16 protein-coding genes, 1 other RNA gene and 1 pseudogene are annotated in these 22,453 nt (G+C 50.9%); 13 read left to right on the top strand and 5 right to left on the bottom strand.

All coding sequences use genetic code 11. The features are described from left to right. Positions 1–93: 93 nt before the first annotated feature. From OCU14_RS08780 to mprF, 4 genes and pseudogenes are all read left to right on the top strand, one after another. On the top strand, positions 94–1,035 hold the full coding sequence (locus tag OCU14_RS08780) for a glycosyltransferase family 2 protein (protein ID WP_261810710.1): 942 nt from the start codon (positions 94–96) through the stop codon (positions 1,033–1,035). Between the two features lie 8 nt (positions 1,036–1,043). After that, on the top strand, positions 1,044–1,685 hold the full coding sequence (locus OCU14_RS08775; RefSeq protein ID WP_261810709.1) for a phosphatase PAP2 family protein: 642 nt from the start codon (positions 1,044–1,046) through the stop codon (positions 1,683–1,685). A 2-nt stretch (positions 1,686–1,687) separates the two neighbouring features. Next, positions 1,688–4,306, top strand: a pseudogene (locus tag OCU14_RS08770) (YfhO family protein). A 357-nt stretch (positions 4,307–4,663) separates the two neighbouring features. Beyond that, positions 4,664–7,273 carry a bifunctional lysylphosphatidylglycerol flippase/synthetase MprF gene (mprF, locus tag OCU14_RS08765; protein ID WP_261810708.1) on the top strand — a complete coding sequence of 870 codons (2,610 nt, stop codon included), beginning with the start codon at positions 4,664–4,666 and terminating at the stop codon, positions 7,271–7,273. A 492-nt stretch (positions 7,274–7,765) separates the two neighbouring features. Here mprF and OCU14_RS08760 read toward each other — a convergent pair whose 3' ends face one another. Both OCU14_RS08760 and OCU14_RS08755 read right to left on the bottom strand, forming a co-directional pair. After that, positions 7,766–8,344: an LOG family protein gene (locus OCU14_RS08760; RefSeq protein WP_261810707.1), complete on the bottom strand. Its 579-nt coding sequence runs from the start codon at positions 8,342–8,344 to the stop codon at positions 7,766–7,768. 150 nt (positions 8,345–8,494) lie between these two features. Then, complete coding sequence (locus tag OCU14_RS08755; RefSeq protein ID WP_261810706.1) at positions 8,495–9,535, bottom strand: AraC family transcriptional regulator; 1,041 nt, start codon at positions 9,533–9,535, stop codon at positions 8,495–8,497. Positions 9,536–9,680: 145 nt separating this feature from the next. Between OCU14_RS08755 and OCU14_RS08750 the strand changes: the two genes are divergently transcribed. From OCU14_RS08750 to OCU14_RS08740, 3 genes are read left to right on the top strand one after another with little or no spacing between them, the layout of a single operon-like run. Beyond that, positions 9,681–10,958, top strand: coding sequence for an MFS transporter (locus OCU14_RS08750; protein WP_261810705.1), 1,278 nt, complete (start codon positions 9,681–9,683; stop codon positions 10,956–10,958). Between the two features lie 29 nt (positions 10,959–10,987). Continuing rightward, on the top strand, positions 10,988–12,607 hold the full coding sequence (locus tag OCU14_RS08745; protein ID WP_261810704.1) for an alpha-L-rhamnosidase-related protein: 1,620 nt from the start codon (positions 10,988–10,990) through the stop codon (positions 12,605–12,607). After that, positions 12,579–13,868, top strand: coding sequence for an MFS transporter (locus tag OCU14_RS08740; RefSeq protein WP_261810703.1), 1,290 nt, complete (start codon positions 12,579–12,581; stop codon positions 13,866–13,868). Before OCU14_RS08745 ends, OCU14_RS08740 begins: the two co-directional genes overlap by 29 nt. 141 nt (positions 13,869–14,009) lie before the next feature. On the opposite strand, the gene nrdF is transcribed toward OCU14_RS08740, so the two are convergent. The 3 genes from nrdF to nrdH all read right to left on the bottom strand — a co-directional run bounded on the left by nrdF (position 14,010) and on the right by nrdH (position 18,016). Further along, on the bottom strand, positions 14,010–15,005 hold the full coding sequence (gene nrdF, locus OCU14_RS08735) for a class 1b ribonucleoside-diphosphate reductase subunit beta (protein ID WP_261810702.1): 996 nt from the start codon (positions 15,003–15,005) through the stop codon (positions 14,010–14,012). A 508-nt stretch (positions 15,006–15,513) separates the two neighbouring features. Then, complete coding sequence (nrdE, locus tag OCU14_RS08730) at positions 15,514–17,679, bottom strand: class 1b ribonucleoside-diphosphate reductase subunit alpha (RefSeq protein WP_261810701.1); 2,166 nt, start codon at positions 17,677–17,679, stop codon at positions 15,514–15,516. Positions 17,680–17,788: 109 nt separating this feature from the next. Beyond that, a complete protein-coding gene (gene nrdH, locus OCU14_RS08725) occupies positions 17,789–18,016 on the bottom strand; it encodes a glutaredoxin-like protein NrdH (RefSeq protein ID WP_261810700.1) in 228 nt (75 codons plus the stop codon). Positions 18,017–18,217: 201 nt separating this feature from the next. Here nrdH and OCU14_RS08720 point away from each other — a divergent pair, with 201 nt between their 5' ends. The 6 genes from OCU14_RS08720 to recR all read left to right on the top strand — a co-directional run bounded on the left by OCU14_RS08720 (position 18,218) and on the right by recR (position 22,449). Continuing rightward, positions 18,218–18,820, top strand: coding sequence for a class I SAM-dependent methyltransferase (locus tag OCU14_RS08720; protein WP_261810699.1), 603 nt, complete (start codon positions 18,218–18,220; stop codon positions 18,818–18,820). A gap of 27 nt (positions 18,821–18,847) precedes the next feature. After that, complete coding sequence (gene tadA, locus OCU14_RS08715; protein WP_261810698.1) at positions 18,848–19,369, top strand: tRNA adenosine(34) deaminase TadA; 522 nt, start codon at positions 18,848–18,850, stop codon at positions 19,367–19,369. 53 nt (positions 19,370–19,422) lie between these two features. Next, positions 19,423–19,509: signal recognition particle sRNA small type (ffs, locus tag OCU14_RS08710), an RNA gene on the top strand. A gap of 235 nt (positions 19,510–19,744) precedes the next feature. Next, positions 19,745–21,490, top strand: a complete 1,746-nt coding sequence (gene dnaX, locus OCU14_RS08705; RefSeq protein ID WP_261810697.1) for a DNA polymerase III subunit gamma/tau — start codon at positions 19,745–19,747, stop codon at positions 21,488–21,490. 20 nt (positions 21,491–21,510) lie between these two features. Further along, positions 21,511–21,828, top strand: a complete 318-nt coding sequence (locus OCU14_RS08700) for a YbaB/EbfC family nucleoid-associated protein (RefSeq protein WP_057877831.1) — start codon at positions 21,511–21,513, stop codon at positions 21,826–21,828. A 21-nt stretch (positions 21,829–21,849) separates the two neighbouring features. Next, the gene (recR, locus tag OCU14_RS08695; protein WP_261810696.1) at positions 21,850–22,449 is read left to right on the top strand and encodes a recombination mediator RecR; all 600 of its coding nucleotides are present in this window, start codon (positions 21,850–21,852) and stop codon (positions 22,447–22,449) included. The last annotated feature ends 4 nt before the right edge of the window (positions 22,450–22,453 follow it).

Raw genomic sequence — 22,453 nt, 5'->3', positions numbered from 1 at the left:
GAGAAAGGTTCTAGACTACTGTACCCCTGAAGAAGTTTTATTTGATAAAGTGTTGCACTTGGTTTGACAATTCGTCCTGAAGGAGGACTCATCATGACCTTAGTATCCATCATCGTGCCTTGTTACAACGAGCAAGAGAGCATTCCCATTTTTTATCAACGGGTGGATGATATTCTAGAGAAATTTAAACAACAACGAGAGGACTTGAGCTGGGAATATTGGTTTGTTAACGACGGGTCATCGGACGAGACCTTGAAGCAAATGACTTATCTCCAGGTCGGCCATCCCGACCAGGTCCATTACGTGAACTTCTCACGAAACTTCGGGAAAGAAGCTGCCCTGTTGGCGGGCTTAAAGCAGGCCCAAGGGGATTACGTGGCCGTCATGGACGCCGACCTGCAAGATCCGCCGGAACTGTTACCAACGATGATTGAGACGCTGACCACCTCGGATTACGATGTTGTCGAAACCCAACGGATTGATCGCAGTGGGGAGCCTTGGTTACGGTCAAAGCTATCTCAAGCTTTCTATCACGTGATCAACGGGCTCTCTCTGGTTAAGATTCGACCAGGGGCTCGTGATTATCGGTTAATGACCCGCCAAGTGGTTCAAGCCGTGATTGATTTACCCGAAGTGAACCGCTTTTCAAAGGGAATTTTCAGTTGGGTCGGGTTCAAGGCCAAGGTCTTAACCTTCGATCACCGCGACCGGGTTGCTGGGAACACCCACTGGTCATTACGTCAGCTGTTGGCCTATTCCTTAGAAGGCATCATGGATTATTCAGAGGTACCCCTGTCGATTGCCTCGTGGCTGGGCGGTTTGTCCTTCGTGGCGGCCATCTTGGGGATGATTTGGATTGTGATTCGGGCATTACTGTTTGGCAATCCAACGGCTGGCTGGCCATCTCTGGTGACAATTATTCTGATGTTAGGTGGTCTGCAATTGCTTTGCCTGGGAATTCTTGGGAAGTATGTCAGCAAGATTTACCTGGAGACAAAACGGCGACCACAGTATCTGATTAAAGAGAAACGGTAGGGATGATGATGACAAATTCACAACGAAATCAACAAGTGGCTTTAGGGTTTCTAGGGTTATTTGGAATCTTAGCCATCTTAGTTAAGATTCACGCAGGTATTGTGTTTCAGCTGGACCAGGCGGGTTTGGACGCTGTAGCTGAGTTAGGGGCGCATGTGGGGTTCTGGGAGATCTTAACGACGCTTGGTAGTCCCATTCTGACGGGAGGACTAATTGTTATCCTAGCAGCAGTTCTCTTATACTGGCGCCAACCCTTCTGGGGCGAGATGGTCGCGATTGGATTAGTCGGTGGTGACGGTCTTCTTCTGGTCCTAAAGCATCTTATGGGGCGGCCACGGCCTAGCTTTCAGGTCATAGCCGACACGGGTTTCAGCTTTCCCAGTGGCCATGTCTTTAGCACGACCTTGCTAGCGATCATGGTGATCACGGTACTCTGTGGTGTTCTACGACACAACTGGATTTTTTGGTTAGCAGTGACCATGGTGAGTCTAATCGTTCTGGGAGTTATCTTAGGACGTCTGGGTCTACGCAACCACTACCCTACGGATGTTTTGGGAAGTCTCCTGCTGGCGGTTGGGTGGTGGTTTCAGGTGGTTAGTTTAGGTGAACGGAGATGGGGGAAATCCCTAGTCGAGAAGTGGGGTGAGTAAGGATGCGGAAGATCTTGAGAGGACGCCGTTGGCAAAACGTTGGATTGGCCTTCGGAGTAGCCTTGGGAGTCGTTGCTCTGGCTTTTACCTTCTGGCACGTGGCGCCATTTGGAAGTAAGAGTCTATTGATGAGTGACATGGGGACGCAATACATTCCTTTGTTAACGGCACTACAACATGCTTTACGGTACCACGTGTTTCATCTCTATACGTTCTCACAATCGATCGGGGGCGGTGTGGTTCCAACGTTAGCCTATTACCTAATGAGTCCCTTTAACCTGATTGTCCTGCTGTTCAGTGCTGAAAACGTGCCGGTAGCGGCAAGTGTGATTATCATGGCTAAGATTGCCACGATTGTAGCGACCATGACCTGGTTCCTGCAAGTCCATTTCAAAACGGTGCGACGTATGAGCCTGGTTTTTGGGATTGCCTTTGCTTTTTGTGGTTTCGTTGCGGTAAACTTCTTTGACCTGATGTGGTTGGATGCCTTGATCGTGTTGCCATTAGTCGCTTATGGCATTGACCGGATCGTCACGGATCACCGGCCGACCGCCTTTTTCTGGTGGCTGGGGGTGAGCATCATGGTCAACTACTATCTGGGTTACATGACCTGCTTATTTAGTGTTTGTTACGTCATTTACTGTCTGGCGGAACGGTCAATTCCTTTCAAGAAATGGTGGCGACCATTGACTCGTTTCGTCGTGACGGCAACCTTGAGTGGGGCCAGTACCGCGATACTTCTGATTCCCACGGGGATTGGCATGCTCCGAACGGCCAAGGGAACCGCTAAAGCACTTAACTTCCGGCTAGTTCCAGAGTTTGGGCCCGAGTTCTTCACCCAGTTTGGCTTGGGAGCTACCAATGACACCCAACGACTGATGCACGCACCCACAGTGTTTGTCACCAGCACTGTTGCCCTACTGGTGCTTGTTTACTTCGTCCATCCGCGATTCTCGCGGCAACAGAAGCTCTCGGCATTAGGCTTATTGGGTGCCTTGTTTATGGGCATGTGGCTACGGATCTTGAACACCATGTGGCATCTGATGCAGGCGCCAGCAGGTTTTCCTTTCCGTAATGTCTTCTTCTTTAGTTTCGTTATGGTGATGTTGGCCTTTGCCGCTTGGCAAGCCGAGCCAAGGAAAATTGCGCTGAGGTGGCAGCAGGGATTGCCCTTTGTCCAAGCGATCCTGGCGGTTGGTGGGGCAATGTTGATTCCGATTATGTCGCGCTTGGTCTCGGGAAGGTCACCGAAGTTGGCTAGCTATTACGGCTTAATTCAACGGGTTCACTGGGAAAGTCTGGGATTGGCCACGGTTTATGTCTTTGTCACGGCCCTGGTCATCTTTGGCACCCGCCGTCGTTTGCGGCAAGCCTTAGTGGGGGTGGTTGTGGTCAGCGAAGTTGCCGGGAACTTTATCTTGGCGATGAGCACCAGTAAATTTGGTAGTCAGGCGGCCTATGCGAGTGCCTACCAGGTGGAGAATCACCAAATGAGTCAGATCAATGATCCGGATGGCCAGCTATATCGGGTTCAAAACGAAAATACCTTGATTAACCAGGCTTATCAGTCGGCATATAAAAATTACAATGATAGCTTACTCTTTAACTTTCACGGGGTGTCGGGGTATAACTCGGCATTAAATGAGCGGACCCGGCAGACGCTGCAACGTCTGGGAATGTTTAGTGACAACGTGCGACGGATTAGCTCAGTCGGACTGACACCGGTAACGAACATGCTTCTCGGAGTCAAGCAGACTGGTCAGTTGGCGACGAGTAGTGGGTCTATTCATCCTGCACCGGGATATGTGGGGATGGGTTTTGCGACAACTACGGCTTTAAACGATGTACAACTCTCAGCGGATGCCTTGGTTAATCAGGAAGCGATACTTTAGGCGATTCGGCCAAGTACCACGCCATATGGGGCATTGGCGACGCAACAGAGGGATCAGATGAGAGTGGTCCATACGGTTAAAGGGGTGCCAACAAAATACATCTATCATCATGTTTTACACCTGACAGCCAGGGCTAATGGGCCCATGTATCTCTGGGCACAGAATGGCAAGACCAAGTACTCCACGATGCGGGTCAATGGTAAATTTGTCACACCGAATACGAATGCCAACGGGGAGTCGGCGTTGATTAAACTGGGAACCTTTAAGACGGGTGACACGGTCAAGGTTCGGTTTGGGGCGCGTTATCCGATTGCCATGTATGGGGTGCGGGTGATGTCGTTGCGGCAAGCACAATTCGATCAGGCCATGGCTAGTGTTAAACGTCAGGCCTTAACGGTTCGTACGGTGGCAAGTCGCTTTCAGACACAGCTGAGTGGGCAGGTTCAGGGAACCGCTAAAAAGAATTGGCTGTATCTGAGTCTGGCGAATGATTCCGGTTGGCAGGCCTGGGTCAATGGCAAGCGCGTTTCGACCAAGCGGGTACTCTATGGTCTGACGGCAATTCCGATCGTGGCTGGAAATAATCAAGTCAAATTAGTCTACCGGGTTCCCGGCGGCCGGACTGGTGTCAGCTTGTCGCTCGTTGGTCTGCTTGGATTCGTGGGTGTCGCTGAATCTTGGCGGCGTCAAGATGGTCATCGGAATCAGGGGAAACAAAGGGTTAAATAACACAAATTAATTGGGAAACGTCGGATTGGGGGGAACCAATCCGACGAAGGGCGGCCACGCTGATGGCCGCCCTTTTTTAGATCCTGAGGAGGTGTTTCTTAACAGATCCGTAAGAATTTCTGCAGGGTTCTCTAAACTGGGAAAGCTATGGTAACCTTGATTACAACTCATAACGATCGGGCCGTGTACCTTTCACGGGCGATCTCAACATCGATATCACAATTTGCCAAAGCCTTTTAAACCTTAGCGTGGGGACGCAAGGTTAGTCAGGTGACTTAACGGGGATATTCAGACAGCCACTTGATTGGTTTTTGGGGAAACGATTGCGATAATAAAGGACTACAGGGGGGAATCATAATGGGGAAAAGAGTCTGGGGTTTTATACAGAAACGCTTAACGTGGATCAAGGGAATCTTCTTCTTCTCGATCCTGCTATTTATCATTCGGGAAGTCGGCCGGGTCGGTCGTGAGATCAGCGGTGAGCAGGTTCAAAGCGAACTGGCATCCCTGAGTTGGGGGACGTTAGGACTCTTAATGGTCGGGGGCTTTATTGCGGTGCTCCCCATGCTGGTCTATGACTTCACAATTGTTGAATTCTTACCCGGCGAATTTTCCACGGGATATATCATCCGTAGTGGTTGGGTGACCAATACCTTCACGAACCTCATGGGGATGGGGGGCATTCTCGGCGCCAGTCTGCGGGCAAACTTTTATTCGCGTTCGGCGTCTAAGAAACAGGTACTCTACGCTATCTCTAAGATTGCCTTATTCCTCCTTTCCGGATTGTCATTGGCCTGTTGGGTCGCGTTGATTTGTCTCTTTGGTTTCGACGTCGGGCAGCCCTTCCGCGGTTACTGGATTTGGTTACTGGGTGGCGGACTGTACTTCCCTGGACTCTTCCTCTTCACCCGCCTCAGCGATAATGATTTCTTCAAGGATCTGACGTGGTCACGTGAACTCAAGCTCATTGGGGGCTCGACGCTGGAATGGGGGAGCTGTGCGCTCTTCTTCCTAGCGATTGGCTGGGCGCTACACATGCCAATCCCCTTGATTGCCGTTTTTCCAATGTTTGTGGTGGCCTCGGTTGCTGGGGTCGTCTCGATGATTCCCGGGGGACTGGGATCATTTGACGTCTTCATGATTCTGGGACTCGGTCTGTTGGGCGTTGGCCGCGCGGATGCCGCGGGCTGGCTGATTCTGTATCGGCTGTTTTATTACTTCCTGCCATTTGGTTTGGGTGTCGGCCTCTTTGTCCACGATGCCGGACGCAGGATCAACACCTTTCTCAACGGGTTACCGATTGCCGTCATTCGGCGCAGTGCCCACCTCTTCGTGACCGTCTTCATGTACTTCTCTGGAATTATGATGTTGCTGTACGCGACCATTCCGGACGTGGTCTTAATGAATACGTTCTACATTCGCTTAGTGCCTTATATGTTTTACTTCTTGGACCAGGTTTCCAACATCATCATGGCCTTCCTACTCATTGGGTTGGCCCGGGGCGTTGGCTCCCGCGTCAAATTAGCCTACTGGCCGACAATGGTGGTGCTGGTCATCGCGATCGGCAACACCCTCTGGCGAGAAAACTTTCCGGGGGGCTTGGCGGTCCTGCTGGGACTCGTGCTACTCTGTCTGATTCTAGCCAGACCCGAACTTTACCGTCAGGGATTTCATTATTCCTGGGGGGGACTGCTAGTTGACGGGATCATCTTCGTCGGCACCTTCGTGGTCTACACGATTCTCGGCATTTCGACCTTTCGGGTTCAGCACCATCATTCTTGGATTCCTAAGACGTGGCTCTTCCCGTCGACGCAGGTCTGGTTAAATGGCCTGGGAGGCCTGCTGGTGGCTCTGTTGATTCTCGGGGGGATTTACCGGTATCTGGCCAAACCAGAGCCAGAATGGCTCCACACGCCGTTTGACGGCGATAGAATCCGTGCGATCATCAAGCGCTTCGGGGGCAATGAAATTAGCCACCTGGCCTTCCTAAAGGACAAGCAAGTCTATTATTATCAAGAAAATGGTGAGGATCAGTTGTTCCTCCTGTTCCGGCAGAGTGCCGACAAGGTCCTGGTGATGGGAGAACCTATCGGTAATCAGGATCTGATTGTGCCAGCGCTGCAGGCCTTCATGCACGATGCGGATCAGGCCGGACTGCGGCCAGTCTTCTACGAAATCACGGAAAAATTGACGCTCCATCTTCACGAGATGGGCTTTGACTTCATCAAGGTAGGAGAAGAAGGTCACGTCGATCTGGCAACCTTCAATCTAGCCGGGAAGGCGCACCGTGGGGAACGGTCGGTAGTGAATAAGTTCCATCGTGAGGGCTATACCTGCGAACTCCTGCAGCCGCCATTGAGTGATGAGAATTATCAAAAGCTCAAGACTATTTCCGATGCTTGGCTGGGGGATGCCGCGGAGAAGGGCTTCTCCATGGGATTCTTCGACCGCCACTACTTGGACGAATCTCCGATAGCGGTTATGCGCGATGCGTCGGGTGAGATCCAGGCCTTCGCGAACCTCATGCCGACTGGTGAACACGTGATGACGTCGATCGATCTGATGCGCGAGAGTCCTAACGCACCGTCGGGGATTATGGATGGCCTGTTTGTTTTTCTCTTTGACCTGTGTCGTGAGGAGGGTTATCAGACCTTCAACCTGGGGATGGCACCGTTATCTAACGTGGGTCTGTCGGAATTCAGTTTCATTGAGGAACGACTGGCGCATCTGATTTATGAATACGGGTCCAGCATTTACAGTTTCCAGGGCTTACGCGCATACAAGGAGAAGTATGTGGCAACTTGGCAACCGAAGTACCTGGCGTATCGGCGTCGGGCGTCACTGGTCTTCACCATGCTCCAGCTGGTCTTGGCCATCAATCGCCGCGCAACGACCGTGACCACCAAATTGGTGCCACGTTGGATGAGTGGCTGGTTGACGGATGAGATTGATTGGAATCAGAAATAAACGACTTTGAATGAAAACGAAAGCGGTGTGCCAATTGGCATACCGCTTTTTTGGTACAGTCATTTTCGTTTGAAAATGCTCTTAACACTTGTAAATCCAGAATTGACTTTTGCTGAACTCTTTTCAAATCAAGCCGGGTGAATGGTCAAAAACTCTCATAAAAAGTTTACTAAGGTCGTGCGTCATAACAGATTTTACTCACTAATTTAGTTGGTCAGGCCAGCCAGTGACCCTTTTAAGAGCGGATCATAGCCGGAGGAGGTCAGGGATGGAGTCGGCCGTGGCGGTGATGTTAGACCGAGTGTTTTTCTCGGCCTTACATCACGGGCGAATTTGAAGACCCGCGTCCCTGGCGGGGCTTCAAATCGAGCGAGAAGCCCGGGTCTCAGGCTGAAGCGTCCCCACAGCAGGCGTAATCCCTGGCAGCCGCAGGCGGCCTTCCAAACTATATGAAGCAATAAAAAAGGAGTCCAATCAAGGACTCCAAGTGACTTAGTTCGTGTATTTGTAAGGCAATTGGTGATGGAAGTTCGCAAAGCCATCGAAGATCCCATCGATGGAACTGGCGTTAATAAATAGATCCAGGTTCTCTTTCGGCGCAAATCCGGCGTCACAACACTTCACCATCATGGCCACGAGTTCATCGTAGTAGTGGTTGATGTTGAAGAGGGCGATTGGCTTCTGGTGAACGTTGATTTGGCTCCAGGAGAGCATCGTGGTGAACTCCTCGAAGGTGCCAAAGCCCCCAGGCAACACGATAAAGGCGTCGGACTGCCGGAGCATTTCGTCCTTACGTTCGTCCATCGTGGCCGTTTCCAGCAGGGTGGTGATATGCGTTTCGGCCAGTCCCATCTCGCTCAGAAAGGTGGGAATGATGCCGATAACTTCGCCACCGGCATCCATGGTGGACTTGGCAATGGCGCCCATCAGTCCTTCTTTACCGCCACCGTAAACCACGGGGTGGTCATGGCTGGCTAAGTACTGGCCTAGGGCGTTGGTTTGGTCCAGAAAGGCAGGGTCGAACCCATGATTTGATCCGCAGAAAACACAAACATTTTTAATTTTTGGCATAATCTGATCCCCTCATCTATTGGTAGTCGACATCATTATAAAACAATCGCGTAGTCACTTCAGTGTCATGCACCGTGATTGTTAAGCGACCCAATTTAGGTGCTGTTTAGTCGATAGTACGCCAACCGAGTCGGGGTGACAAGAGATAATTTAGTTCTGTGGCGTGCGACTGGCGTGACCGCGAACCTCGGGCAAGAGGGGCTGGGTAATCAGGCGTTGGTGACTCACCTTAGCCTTGTAGGCCGAGGGGGTGATATCTAGGTACTTTTTGAAAAGGCGGAAGAGTGAGGAGTTGTTTTTGTACCCAATGATATCGCAAATCTCAGCGGCACTACAGCTCGTCCGAATCATCAGGTTTTGCGCGGCAGCTAATCGGCGGCGGTCGATGAGTTCCTTGAAACTCTTACCGGTCATTTCACGGATCTTGTCGCCGAGGTAGTTGGTATTGTAGCCGAAACGGGTGGCAAGCTCACTGAGCGACACCGTCTGGTATTCCGCACTGATGGCGCGCAGAATTGGCAGGAATTCATCATTGGCGGGGTTGGTGTAGCTGATACTACGGCGTCGAATCGTTCCCGGTAGCTCCACCATGAGGGCCGCAAAAATGAGTCGCAGGAGTTCATTACGATTGGCCGTGTCTTCGAGACCCTTGATAGCGAGACTCTCCAAAAGCTTCGTGGCGACCTCATTCTTACTGAGATCGAAGATGATGAAGTTGTTATGGGGGGAATCTCGTTTGGCGGCATTGTACAGGAACTGGGAAACGGTGTCCGCAGAGTTCTTCAGGTAACCGGCGGATTCGGCGAAGTCGTCGGTATCTCTGAGGAGGATGTTAATGATGATATCCTTCTGACCAGCATAGTCGATGCGCTGGACCACGTCGCGGTCCATGACCAGGAGTTGATGCTGCCGGAGCTTGATGGGTTCGTCGTTGATGTACTGGATACAGGAGCCGGAGTACATGTAGTTAAATTCAATGAAATCATGCGTGTGGGCCGGGGTGTAGGAGAAACGATTGTTCTTGGTAATCGCGATATTAGACTCCTGAAAGAACTCGAATTGGGGCATTCGCGGGATCGGGTGATGAATAAAATCCAAGTTGTCGTAATTGAAATTTTGACCTGTTTTCTTTTGGTAACGTTCCACCCGGTTCAGGCGAAAGAGTAGTTGACTTAAGATTCGTGATGCCATAACGCGCCCTCCTTTAAGTAAACCAATTTATTAAATTATACAATTTTTACCTGTGATTTTGCAATCAAGGAGCTGTGCTGGGGATATTGTTGTCATTAATTTAAGCGCTTACAATTAAGGCATAAACAGAAGGAGGTTCATCAATATGAATAATGGTGAAGTTCAAAAATCCGAGTTCAGTAAATATAGACCACTTGCGATTGCAGCTGGGATCGGATCCATTTTAGGTTCAGGAATTATTGTTGGATTGTCAGCCACGATTACCGTTTGGCAAGCCGGGTTGAATCTGACCAATGCCCAAGTTGGGTTTATCTCTGGGGCGTTAACGTTCGCGATTGCTTTTGGTTCTTTATTAGCCGGGCAGATTACGAAGGCCTTCGGGTTGATTCGATCATTTAACTCCCTTAACTTGTTCTACGCTTTAGGAGCATTGATTTGTGTGGCCGCCACAGGCTTTCCAATGTTACTCATTGGGGTTATCGTGACCGGATTTGCTTCCGGGGCCGACTTACCAATTAGTTTAACCGTTATTTCTCACGACTCGCCAAACGAGAAGACGTCGAATGAATTAGTTTCATCGACGCAAATCTTCTGGCAAATCGGGGTCTTCAGTTCCTACGTTGGGGCCTTCGTGGTTTCACGGATGGCCGGTGCTACGGGTGCACGCCTTGTCTTTTCATTATTAGCAGCATTTGCTCTCATTACTTGGGCATGGCGGACATTCTCTAGCAAGTTCAAGACGTTTCACGAACAAGGGGAACAGCGTCGACTCGAACACGAAAAGGAAGCCAACGTTACCGAAAAAGTTTCTATCAAGTCTGTCTTTGCTGGGTCAAACCGTGGCAAGTACATGGGCTTCTTCTTCGGAATCTTCATCTTCTACATTTGCTGGAACTTATTAGCCAACACCTTTGGTCAATTCCAAACGTTCACGCTGGTTCAAGCCAATGCTAGTCAAAGTTTCGCCACTGGTGCCGGGGTTATCTTAAACTTTATCTCCTTATTCTCCACCATGGCCTTTGCTTCCGTTTCTGGGGGCAAGTACCGGAACAAGTTCTTTATCGTTGGGGCCATTGTTCAATTCGCCGCAATGCTTGGTTTAGCCTTGAGTAGTCACGCCTTATGGCCAATCGTTATCGCCATTGGGTTGTACAACATCGGGAACAGTATCGCCGGTGAAGCGATGTACAAAGTTTGGACGCAAGAATCCTTCCCAGTCGAAGTTCGTGCCGGTGTTCAAGGGTTTATCAACGGATTCTCACGGATGTTATGTGGGCTGTTTGCCATTGTGACGCCAGCCTTAGTGGTTCCAGGCATGATCAAGTACACCATGTTTGGATTCGCCGGAATTATCTTAATCAGTTTCATTTCCGGGTTAACCATGATGCGTCTTCAGAGAAAGCACAACGTTCACGACTTCTAAAGAGAACTTGCTAGAAAGAGAGTGACAAAATGGCTTTTACATTTCAAGTAAACGATGAAGTTAAATTCAAACACGACGAGGTCTTGCTGGCCAAGTCGCAAGGGTTCAAGCCAACCCTCAAGCACCACGTCGTCACACCGACGGCTCTCGTCGCGTTGGACCACCAGCCTAAATTGTTAGGTGGGTACGGTGTGAAGAAGGTTGCCGAGGTTTCGGATCTGGTTAATCAGCCGTTGAAGCGTGACGGCCGGGTCATCCTTGATTTCGGGGAACACTGCGTCGGCAAGTTCAGTATCAAGGCAACGGCCACGGGGTCACCCATGGATGCGCCGCTGTTCTGTCGGATTCGTTTTGCCGAAATGCCAGTGGAATTGAGCTACAACAGTGCCGACTATGATGGTTGGCTCAGCAAATCTTGGATTCAAGAGGAAACCATTCACTTGGACCAATTACCAGCTACGATCGACTTACCACGGCGCTACAGTTTCCGGTACGTCGAAATCACCGTGCTCGATACCTCACCCAAGTGGCAAGTCGTCTTCGATCAGCCGCAAGTGATCACGCAGTCCTCAGTGGATGCGCGTCAGGTGACGGTTCCCGAACTGGCCGATCCAATGTTAAAGCGGATCTATCAGGTGGGTTTAAAGACCCTGGAAGACTGTATGCAAGAGGTCTTCGAAGACGGTCCCAAGCGGGATCGCCGGTTATGGATTGGGGACTTGCGGTTACAGGCCCTAGCGGACTACGCCACATTTGGCAATACCGATATTATCAAGCGTTGCCTGTATCTGTTCGGGGCTATGCCCGCCGACGATGGTCGCGTGGTGGCTAACGTCTTCACACAGCCCAAGGATGTGCCAGATGACACGTTCCTCTTCGACTACAGCCTGTTCTTCATTTCAATTCTCAGTGATTATGAAAATTATGACGAGGACGATCAGCTATTAACGGATCTGTACCCCGTTGCCAAGAAGCAAATGGACGTCGCCTTAGCAAAGGTTGATGACCAAGGACAACTTCAATTGTCCGATGACTATCCGGTCTTCGTCGACTGGTCCAATGATTTCGATAAGACGACCGCTGGACAAGCTGTGATGATTTACGCCCTACGGCAATTCATTCAGTTGGCTCACCAAGCCCAGGATGATCAGGTTGACCGTTACCAAGCCGCGTTAGATCAGTTACTTAACTTCGCGCAGAGCCAGTTGTTTGATGCTGACCAAGGACTCTTCGTTTCGGGGCCTCAGCGTGAGGTCAACATTGCCAGTCAAGCTTGGATGGTGTTGGCTCACGTCATGGATGATGCCACGAGTAAAGCCATCATGCAAAAGACGGTGGCCCAGCTCTTCCCAGTCACGGGAATTGCGACGCCATACATGTATCACCACATTACGGAAGCCTTGTTCGAAGCCGGTTTAACGGATGACGCTATCGCCCTCATGAAGCATTACTGGGGTGGCATGATTACGTTGGGCGCTGACACCTACTGGGAAGCCTACGATCCAAACCAGCAAGATTACTCACCGTATGGCAGTCCACTGCTCAACAGCTACTGTCATGCCTGGAGTTGTACGCCGGTCTACTTGATTCAGAAGTATCTTATTAAGGGAGGCCTGAAGAATGCCAAACGAGAAAGTGACGCTCAGTAGAGATAGTAAGCTCCTGATTTTTATCGCGGGGGTTGCGTCCTACCTGGATGCCGCCTTACTGGTCAGCCTGGGGGTTGCCTTGCCTATCTGGGCCAAGTACCTGGGATTGAACAGTTGGACGATCGGGTTCCTGAGTACCATGCTGACGGTGGCGGTGGCCATTGGGTCCTTTGCCGGTGGCTGGTTATCTGATAAATTTGGCCGGGTCACGGTCTTCAACGTCGACATCTTCTTTGTCTTCGTGGGATCGGCGATCGTGGCGTTTGCGGGTAATCTGCCATTGCTGGTTGTTGGGGTCTTCATCGCGGGGCTAGCCTCCGGGGCCGACCTGCCAACATCATTGGCCGTGGTTTCCGAACGAATGAACAAGCAAACCTACGGGCGGGCCATTTCCGCCACCCAGATCTTCTGGACGATCGGGATTCTCCTGTCTCAGTTTATCGGGTTTATTACCGCGAACTCGGGGATGGGCAGTATCATGGCGCTGTTCGGTTGGATCGCCTTAGTGGCCCTGTTAAATTGGTCCGTGCGGGTCTTCTCCGGTAAGTTCAAGGACATTGAAGCCAACCTGGCCTCATCCGTTCAGTCGGATGAGGGGGATGAGGCACCGGAAAAGAAGGTCAAACTAGGGACCTTCTTGAAGACGAGTGGGGCGTTGGTTCCCTTCATCTTACTCACGGTGTTCTACCTGTTCTGGAACCTGCCAGCCAACACCTGGGGGTCATTCGTGAACTACTTCCTGGTGACGGTCGATGGCCGGAGTCAGATGTTCTCCACGGGGACCGCGCTAGTGGCTAACCTGTTCTGTTTGTTGATTAATGTGATTTATCTGAAAATTTCTGACTCGAAATACCGTTACCCCGCTATGTATGTGGGGATTGCGGTGGCCCTGGTATCCTTCGTGGTTGCCGGTCTCTTCAGTAGTCAGTGGCAAGTCTTCACGGTGGTCTACGTCTTCTATTCCGGAAGTACGGTGCTCTGTGGGGAAGCGCTCTACAAGATTTGGAGTCAAACCCTGTATCCCGTTAACATGCGGGCCACGATGACCGGGTTCTCATACGGCTTCGTGCGGGTGGTCACGGCGATCTTTGCCCTGGCAACCCCGACTCTGATGGGTGTCTCTGCTAGTCTGTTGTTGTGGATTATGGTGGGTTGTACGGTGGTCTTTGGATTCAGTGCCATTACCGTTGTACGCTACATCAAGCGTCACCACATCACGGATACGACGCTGGAAGCCGATCAGAAGCAAGTCACGGAATAAGATATCAGAAATGTTGAGAGGTTGTGCCGCCGGCATGACCTCTCTTCTTTTGCCAAAATTCGTATGCGAAAAACAGGCATTCACGGCAATCAACTGTTGGGTTGGTTGCGATGAGTGCCTGTCTTTTCTTTTTATGAAAGATTATTTGCGAGGATCCTCTGGATCGTCGGGTTCCCCAATGTTGTAGTCACTGTCGTTCATGGCTTCCACATTACCTAACAGATAACCATTCCCCACTTGGGAGAAGAAGTCATGGTTAGCGGTGGAGGTGGAAATCCCGTTCATGACGATCGGGTTCACATCCTCGGCCGTGTCAGGGAAGAGGGGATCTTGGCCCAAGTTCATCAGGGCCTTGTTAGCGTTGTAGCGGATGAAGGTGAGAACTTGTTCCGTCCAGCCGACTTGATCGTACATCAGGTGCGTGTACTTTTCCTCGTTAGCATACAACTTGTAAAGGAAGTCGTACATCCAATCCTTCATTTGTTGTTGCTCATTGTCGGTAAGTTCCTTCATGCCGAGCTGGAATTTGTAACCGATGTACGTTCCGTGGACGGATTCGTCTCGCAAGATTAGCTTGATGATTTCCGCCACGTTAGGCAATTTGTTGTGGCCTAAGTAGTAGAGCGGGGTAAAGAATCCAGAGTAGAACAAGAATGTTTCCAGAAAGACGCTGGAGATCTTCTTTTTCAGGGGATGCTCGTCATCGTGGTACAGATCATAGATTCGCTTGGTCTTGTTTTGTAGGAATTCTTCGGAATCACTCCATTGGAAGATTTCGTCGATTTCGTCCGGCGTGTTCAACGTGGAGAAAATCGTGGAGTAACTCTTCGCATGAACGGATTCCATGAATTGAATATTGTTTAAGACGGCGGTCTCGTGAGGCGTCCGGACGTCTCTTCTCAGGGCAGCCATTCCGTCTTGGGACTGCAGGGTGTCTAATAGCGTTAGACCCCCGAAAACGTGACCTACGACCCATTGGTGGTCGGTATCCAGTGTCCGCCAGTCATCCAGGTCATTGGAGACCGGAATCCGGGTGTCGAGCCAAAATTGTTCCGTTAATTTTTCCCAAGTTGCCTTGTCGATTTCGTCTGAAACCGCGTTCCAGTTAATTGCGTTATAGTTTTCAATTCTTGCCATGCTACCACTCCTTTGATTTAGAGATTAGCTTTCGTTAACTTGTTCGCACTCCGGCGGCCAGAAATTCCGCCTGCTGTGGGGGACGCTTCAGACTGGCAAACCACCAGTCTTCTCGCTCGCTTGGAAGCCACGAAAAACACGTGTCTTCCAAGTCGCCCATAGTGGTAGCTAGCCAAATGGCCAGCTACCACTATTTTCACGGCTGGCTACATTTCTGTCCGCCTCCGGCTTAGGTTGATGTCTGTTATGATAAAACGTTGTAAGTTTTCAATTCGTAATGACTCAAGTTTGAAACTTGGCTGTTAATAACTACAACAGTCGATGTTTAACATCAATGTAAGCCGAGAGGCTGGCAGATATGAGCTCAGGCGCGTCGTTCTGCTTGGTCGGCGTTCTTGGCCGACTTAGCAGAAGGCCAAGCTTTAAGACTCGGTTTTTTCGAGGCTTAAAGTTGTGCCCGCACCGTTCCAGCTCATATCTGCCGGCCGGTAAGGCGTGGGACGTGCTGCTAGATAACACAGCTTTCACATTGGTTAGCGCCGACTTCACTATTGTCATCGGTGAAGGTCCGCACGTAGTAGATCGACTTGATCCCCTTACGGTGGGCGTAGTTCCGCAGAATACTCAGGTCCCGCGTGGTCATCTTATCCGTCCGACCATTCTTCCATTCGTAGAGGCCTTCAGGCAGGGTAGAACGCATGAAGAGCGTTAGGCTCATCCCTTGGTCGACATGCTTCTGCGCGGCGGCGTAAACGTCGATAACCCGACGCATGTCGGTATCGTAGGCCGACTTGTAGTAAGGCATGGTGTCATTGCTGAGGTATGGGGCTGGGTAGTAGATCTTTCCAATCTTCTTTTCTTGGCGTTCTTCGATCCGGTTGATAATCGGATGGAGGCTGGCCGTGGTGTCGTTGATGTAGGAGATGGACCCGTTAGGCGCAACGGCCATGCGGTTCTGATGGTAGAGACCATCTTGCATGACGGCGGTCTTCAGTTCGGCCCAGTCTTCAGGTGAAGGTAACCAGACGTCGGCAAAGAGTTTTTGAACCTTGGCCGAGGTTGGTCGCCAGTCTTTTTCGGTGTAGCGGTCGAAGTAGGTGCCATCGGCGTAAGTGCTCTTGTCGAAATTGTGGAACGTTTCGTGCCGTTCCTTAGCGATTTCATTTGAAGCCTTCAACGTCCAGTAGTTCAGCAGCATGAAGTACACGCTGGTAAAGGCAATACTGTCCTTAGACCCGTACATCATTTGGTTCTTGGCAAAGTAGCTGTGCAGACCCATGGCACCTAAACCAATGGTATGGCCGAGTCGGTTTCCCTTTTGGATAGAAGGCACGACATCGATGTCGGAGTGGTCGGTCACGAAGGTGAGGGCGCGGACCATGGTTTCGACGGAGTGGCCGAAGTCAGGGGAGGTCATCAGGTTGACGATGTTGGTGGACCCGAGGTTACAAGAGATGTCGGTTCCCAGCACGTCGTACTCTTGCTTGTTGTTGACGCGTGAAGGCGTCTGAACCTGCATGATTTCGGAACAAAGATTGCTCATGACGATCCGGCCGTCGATGGGACTTTCCCGGTTGGCCGTGTCAATGTTGACGATGTAAGGGTAGCCGGATTCCTGTTGGAGCTTGCCAATTTCGGTTTCCAGCTCACGGGCCTTCAGTTTCTTCTTACGAATGTCGGGATTGGCCACCATGTTGTCGTATTCGGTGGTGATGTCGACGTAGGCAAATGGCTTGCCGTAGATGCGTTCAACGTCGTAAGGACTGAAGAGGTACATGTCGGCATCTTGTTCACAGAGTTCATAGAACTTATCGGGAACGGTGACGCCGAGTGAGAGGGTCTTCAACCGAATCTTTTCGTCGGCATTTTCCTTCTTAGCACTCAGGAAGGCCACGATGTCGGGATGGAAGACGCTCAGGTAGACCACTCCGGCCCCTTGACGTTGACCCAATTGGTTGGAATAAGAGAAGCTGTCTTCAAGTAACTTCATGACCGGAACGACCCCGGAGGCCGCACCATCGATGTGTTTGATCGGATCGCCCGCGCCCCGCAGGTTGGACAGGCTGATCCCGACCCCACCACCGATACGTGAGAGTTGCAGGGCAGAGTTAATTGTCCGGCCGATCGTGTTCATATCATCGGTCGATTGGATTAAGAAACAAGAGACGAGTTCCCCCCGACGAGACCGGCCCGCGCTAAGGAAGCTAGGCGTAGCGGGTTGGTAACGCTGATGGATGATTTCATCGGCTAGGTCATGGGCTAACTGTTGGTCACCCTCGGCGAAGTCCAGGGCGTTCATGGCCACGCGATCGATGAAGTTTTCCAGGTAGTAGTCGTTGTCGTCGGTCTTCAAGGCATACTGGGCGTAGAATTTGTAGGCAGCCATGAAAGACTTGAAATGAAAGTCTTGATCTTTGAGGTAGGCGTAGAGGTCTTCGACGAATTCGAAGGGGTACTGGTTAATCACCTTGGCCTCGATGTAGTTATTGTTGATTAAGAAGTCGAATCGGTCGCGCAAGGAATCGAAACGCTTGGTGTTGGGGCCGACATTTTCCTTTAGGAAGGCGTGGAGGGCTTCCTGATCCTTGTTAAGTGGGATCTGTCCGTCGACGGGGATGTTAATTTCATTGTTTAAATCATAGTAAGTCACATTACCTAAGTCTTTTAAGCTCATCCTAATCATCTCTTCCTTCATTCAAACTGGATCATCATAAAACCAAATAAAAATGGCGCCACCGTGAACAAACACGACGTCGCCGAGACGGGTTTGTGTCTAACTTAAATTAGCCCGCAATCTTCGTCAATTGGTCTGGCCGGAAGCCGTAAAAGGCTGGTACGCCAGAAGCTTCCACGACTGGGACCGCTTGGAAACCGTGGTCCTTCAGGTAGGAAACGTATTCTGGATTCTGAGAGATGTTGTGTTCCTCAAATTCCACGTTGTGTTCGCTAAGGAAACGCTTTGTCATCTTGCATTGCATGCAGTCGTTCTTGGAGTAAACTGTTACTTTCATTGTTGCCACATCCCTTAAATTTAAATATCAATGAGTTAAGTGTACACCAGATATTGAAAAATTCAATCAAAAAAAGCACCACATTTAGTAGTTGGATCATACAATAACCACTAAATATGGTGCTCCTGGACTTATTTTTTATTTTTCTTGGTTTCCACCAAACATGTAAGGTAAAATAGGCACTGAAGGTGGTGGAGAGTTTTGACTAATCATTATTATACACAAAATCCAGACGTTTTACACGAAGAACATCACTGGCCCTACACGTTGCTAGGCAACGAATTGTTGTTTACCACCGACAACGGTGTCTTTTCAAAGAACCGGGTGGACTACGGTTCACGCGTGCTCCTGGAGGCATTTAATGCCGAGAAAACGCCAGCTGGTGCGTGGTTGGACCTGGGGACGGGCTACGGTCCGATCGGCTTGGCCCTCGCTAAAAAGTGGCCGGATCGTGAAATTACCATGGTTGACGTTAATGAGTTGGCCTTACAATTAGCCCGGAAAAATGCCACGGCCAATCAGATTGAAAACGTGACAATCAAGACGTCAGATATTTACAGCGATATCACGGAACAATACGCGGCAATCGTGACGAATCCGCCGGTCCGTGCCGGTAAGGACGTCGTCACGGCGATGCTCACCCAGGCTAAGGATCATCTCCTACCCGGGGGCACGTTGACCGTCGTCTTACAGAAGAAGCAAGGAGCCCCGTCCGCTGAGAAAAATATGGCGGCCACGTTTGGCAACTGTGAAATCATTAAAAAAGATAAAGGGTACTACATTCTAGAAAGTACGTTGCGCTAATCGATTGCTGTCGAAAGGAGGGATTGGATGCGCGAAACGTCCTATTCACCTCATCAGCGTTTATATATGGAAGAAGCCTTGTTTGAAGCCGACCAGGCGGCCTTGATTGGTGAGGTCCCAATTGGGGCCGTGATCGTCCATGACGGCCAGATTGTCGGTCGGGGGCACAACTTACGAGAACACGGGAACGATGCCACGTTACACGCCGAGGTGCGCGCGATCGAGGAAGCCTGTGCGACACTTAAGAGCTGGCGGCTCAATGACTGCCAACTTTACGTCACGATTGAACCCTGTCTCATGTGTAGTGGGGCAATCGTCAACGCGCGGATTCCCGAAGTCTTCTACGGTGCTCGTGACCCCAAGGCCGGGGCCGTCGATAGCCTTTACCAGACCCTTACCGATGACCGGTTAAATCACGTGGTTACGGTTCACGAAGGCCTGTTGGCTAAGGCGGCTGGAGAACGTATGGTGACGTTCTTTAGAGCCGCACGCAAACGACAGAAGGCGGCCAAGAAGGCCCGTCGCGCTGCTCAAGCGCCACAAAATTAACAAGTGGCTAGACAGGTCCAACGGTTCATGATACACTGAGTATTGCCGTAAAGGCCTTGGAGCAAGGGTGACCTTACGAATTGTGTCAGGTCCGGAAGGAAGCAGCACTAAGTTTGCGCCGCTTTGTGCTTCAAGTTTATGAGCTAATTCAAACTCCTAGTCGATGACTGGGAGTTTTTTCGTGGACAAAAATATTTACGGTCGAGAGGGCTGCAGTAAGTCCCGTTAGCCCGGCTGTTGTCGTCGAGATCGATGACGATCGGAGATTAATTTACCGTAAATCCGGACCAACAACCCGTGACAGCGAGCGGGTAAAAAGGCTATAATTATGAACAGCGAATTTAACGGATTTTCCTGAAGAAAGGGACGGATTGCATGGCTTATCAAGCACTTTATCGGGTCTGGCGCCCGCAACGGTTCGACGACATGATTGGGCAAGAGGTCATTACCCGCACGCTTAAGAATGCCATCACAACCAACCAAATTAGCCACGCTTATCTCTTTGCGGGGCCCCGGGGAACCGGGAAGACTTCGGCGGCAAAGATTTTTGCCAAGGCCATCAACTGTCATCACCAAGTCGACGGCGAGCCCTGCAACGAATGTGAGACCTGTAAGGCCATCACGGCTGGCACGCTGAATGATGTGATCGAGATCGATGCGGCCTCCAACAACGGGGTCGAAGAGATCCGGGATATCCGTGACAAGGTGAAGTATGCGCCCACGGTGGCCGACTATAAGGTCTACATCATTGATGAAGTTCATATGCTGTCTACCGGGGCCTTTAACGCTCTACTAAAAACTTTGGAGGAACCACCGGCCAATGTGATTTTTATTCTGGCCACGACGGAACCTCACAAGATTCCAGCGACGATTATCTCGCGGACGCAACGCTTTGACTTCAAACGCATCGCGGCTAACGATAGTTATCAACGAATGATTTATATTTTGAAGCAAAAGGATGTCACCTACGACGACCAGGCGATCAAGGTGATTGCCAAGGCCGCCGAAGGGGGGATGCGGGATGCCTTAAGCATTCTGGACCAGGCGTTATCCTTCGGGGATAATGAGATTACCCTGGACAATGCCCTTCTAGTGACCGGGAGTGTGACTCACGAGCTGTTGGCGACTTATGTTCAGCAGGTTATTGCTGGCGATACCAAAGCTGGCTTGGCGAGCTTACAGTCGGTCTTAGAGGCCGGGAAGGATGCCGAGCGGTTTACCGAGGATATTATTGGCTACACCCGCGATCTCCTGTTGTATCAACAAGCCCCTAAGATGGTCGAAGAGGCCGAAATGGGCAGCGTGAGCGAGGCCTTTCAACAATTGGCTGCGGCCACGTCGGCGCAGACCATGTACGCCATGATTAATGAATTAAATGCCATTCAACAACAGATGCGGTTTACGACCCATCCGGACGTTTATCTCGAAATTCTCACGATTAAGCTGGCCGAGATTGGCAATCAGAAGGGGCAGGGCCCCGTTGCCACTGCGTCGGTCGCGCAACCAGTAGCCGCCGCACCAGCCGGTGCTGATCAACCCGGCATGGCCGACCTGCAACGTGAGATTCAGCAGTTACGTTCGGCGGTTAAACATCTGGAAGAAGCCCCCGCGGGACAATCGGCCAAGGCTTCTTCCGGGACACCGCGGGTAAAGGCCCCCGTCAAGCAAGAGGTTAATCTGGCGAAGATTAATCCCGTGCTGGGGACCGCGACTCGTGAGAAATTGAACCAACTCCAAGAGGTCTGGCCAGATATTCTGAACAGCTTAAACGTGGCCCAGCGTGCGGTCATGAAGGCCTCACAGCCGGTTGCGGCGGCGGATTCGGGGGTCATCGTGGCCTTCGACTTCTCCTTCTTCTTCCAGCGGGCAACTCTGGATCGAGAGCTCACGGATGCCTTGGAGAATGGTCTGGATCGCATGATTGGGACGGCGTTACCCGTCGTCTTCGTGCCAAAGGACCAGTGGCCACGGATTCGTAAGGGTTATCTAGCTGCGCACAAAGCGCAACTCCAGGCGAACTCACCCGAGGATCAACGGCCGGAAAAACCCGCCGAGAATCCGGTGGTGACGAAGGCTGAAGAGCTCTTCGGTAAATCAATTGTGGATATTAAGCAAGATTAAATTTCGAAAGGATGATTAAGATGCGGAACATGGGTAATATGGGAAACATGATGAAACAGATGCGGCAAATGCAAAAGAAGATGGCGGAGGACCAAGCCAATTTGAACGCTCAATCCTTCACGGGAACCTCACCAGACGATTTGGTTCAGGCCACCTTTACCGGTGATCGGAAGATGACTGACCTGACGATCAAGCCAGAAGCCATCGATCCCGATGACCCTGACATGTTAGCTGACTTGGTCTTGGCTGCCGTTAACGAAGCCATTGCCAAGGTTGACGAAAGCACCCAACAGACGATGGGCAAATACACCCAAGGGTTAAATATCCCCGGGATGTAATCCAGAAAGGACGTTGTGACTATGCAGTACCCAGAACCTGTTGCGCAGTTGATCGATAGCTACATGAAGCTCCCTGGGATTGGCCAGAAGTCGGCGACCCGGTTGGCTTTCTTTACGATTGATATGGCAGAGGATGACGTCACGGCGTTTTCAAAGGCGCTCGTTGCGGCCAAACGCGATCTTCACTTTTGCTCGATCTGTGGCAATATCACCGAGAGTGATCCTTGTGTCATCTGTACGGATAAGACCCGTGACCAGAGTCATGTGTTGGTGGTCGAACAGGCCAAGGACATCATGGTGATGGAGAAAATGAAGGAATATCATGGCTTATACCACGTCCTTCAAGGCGTCATGTCACCCATCGAGGGCAAGGGCCCAGAAGATCTGAACATCGCCAGTCTGATCAACCGTTTACAAAAGAATCCTTCTATTAAAGAAGTTATTATTGCCACTAATGCCACTCCCGAAGGGGAAGCGACGGCGATGTACTTGTCCCGACTGATTAAACCAGCTGGAATCAAGGTAACACGTCTCGCCCATGGCTTATCGGTGGGTAGTGACATCGAGTATGCTGACGAAATGACCCTGTTTAAGGCCGTTGAAGGCCGGACAGAGATGTAGGAGG

Origin of the sequence: Levilactobacillus humaensis (assembly GCF_024345185.1) — a bacterium.
Lineage (GTDB): Bacteria > Bacillota > Bacilli > Lactobacillales > Lactobacillaceae > Levilactobacillus > Levilactobacillus humaensis.
This window is presented reverse-complemented; position numbering and strand designations above follow the sequence as displayed.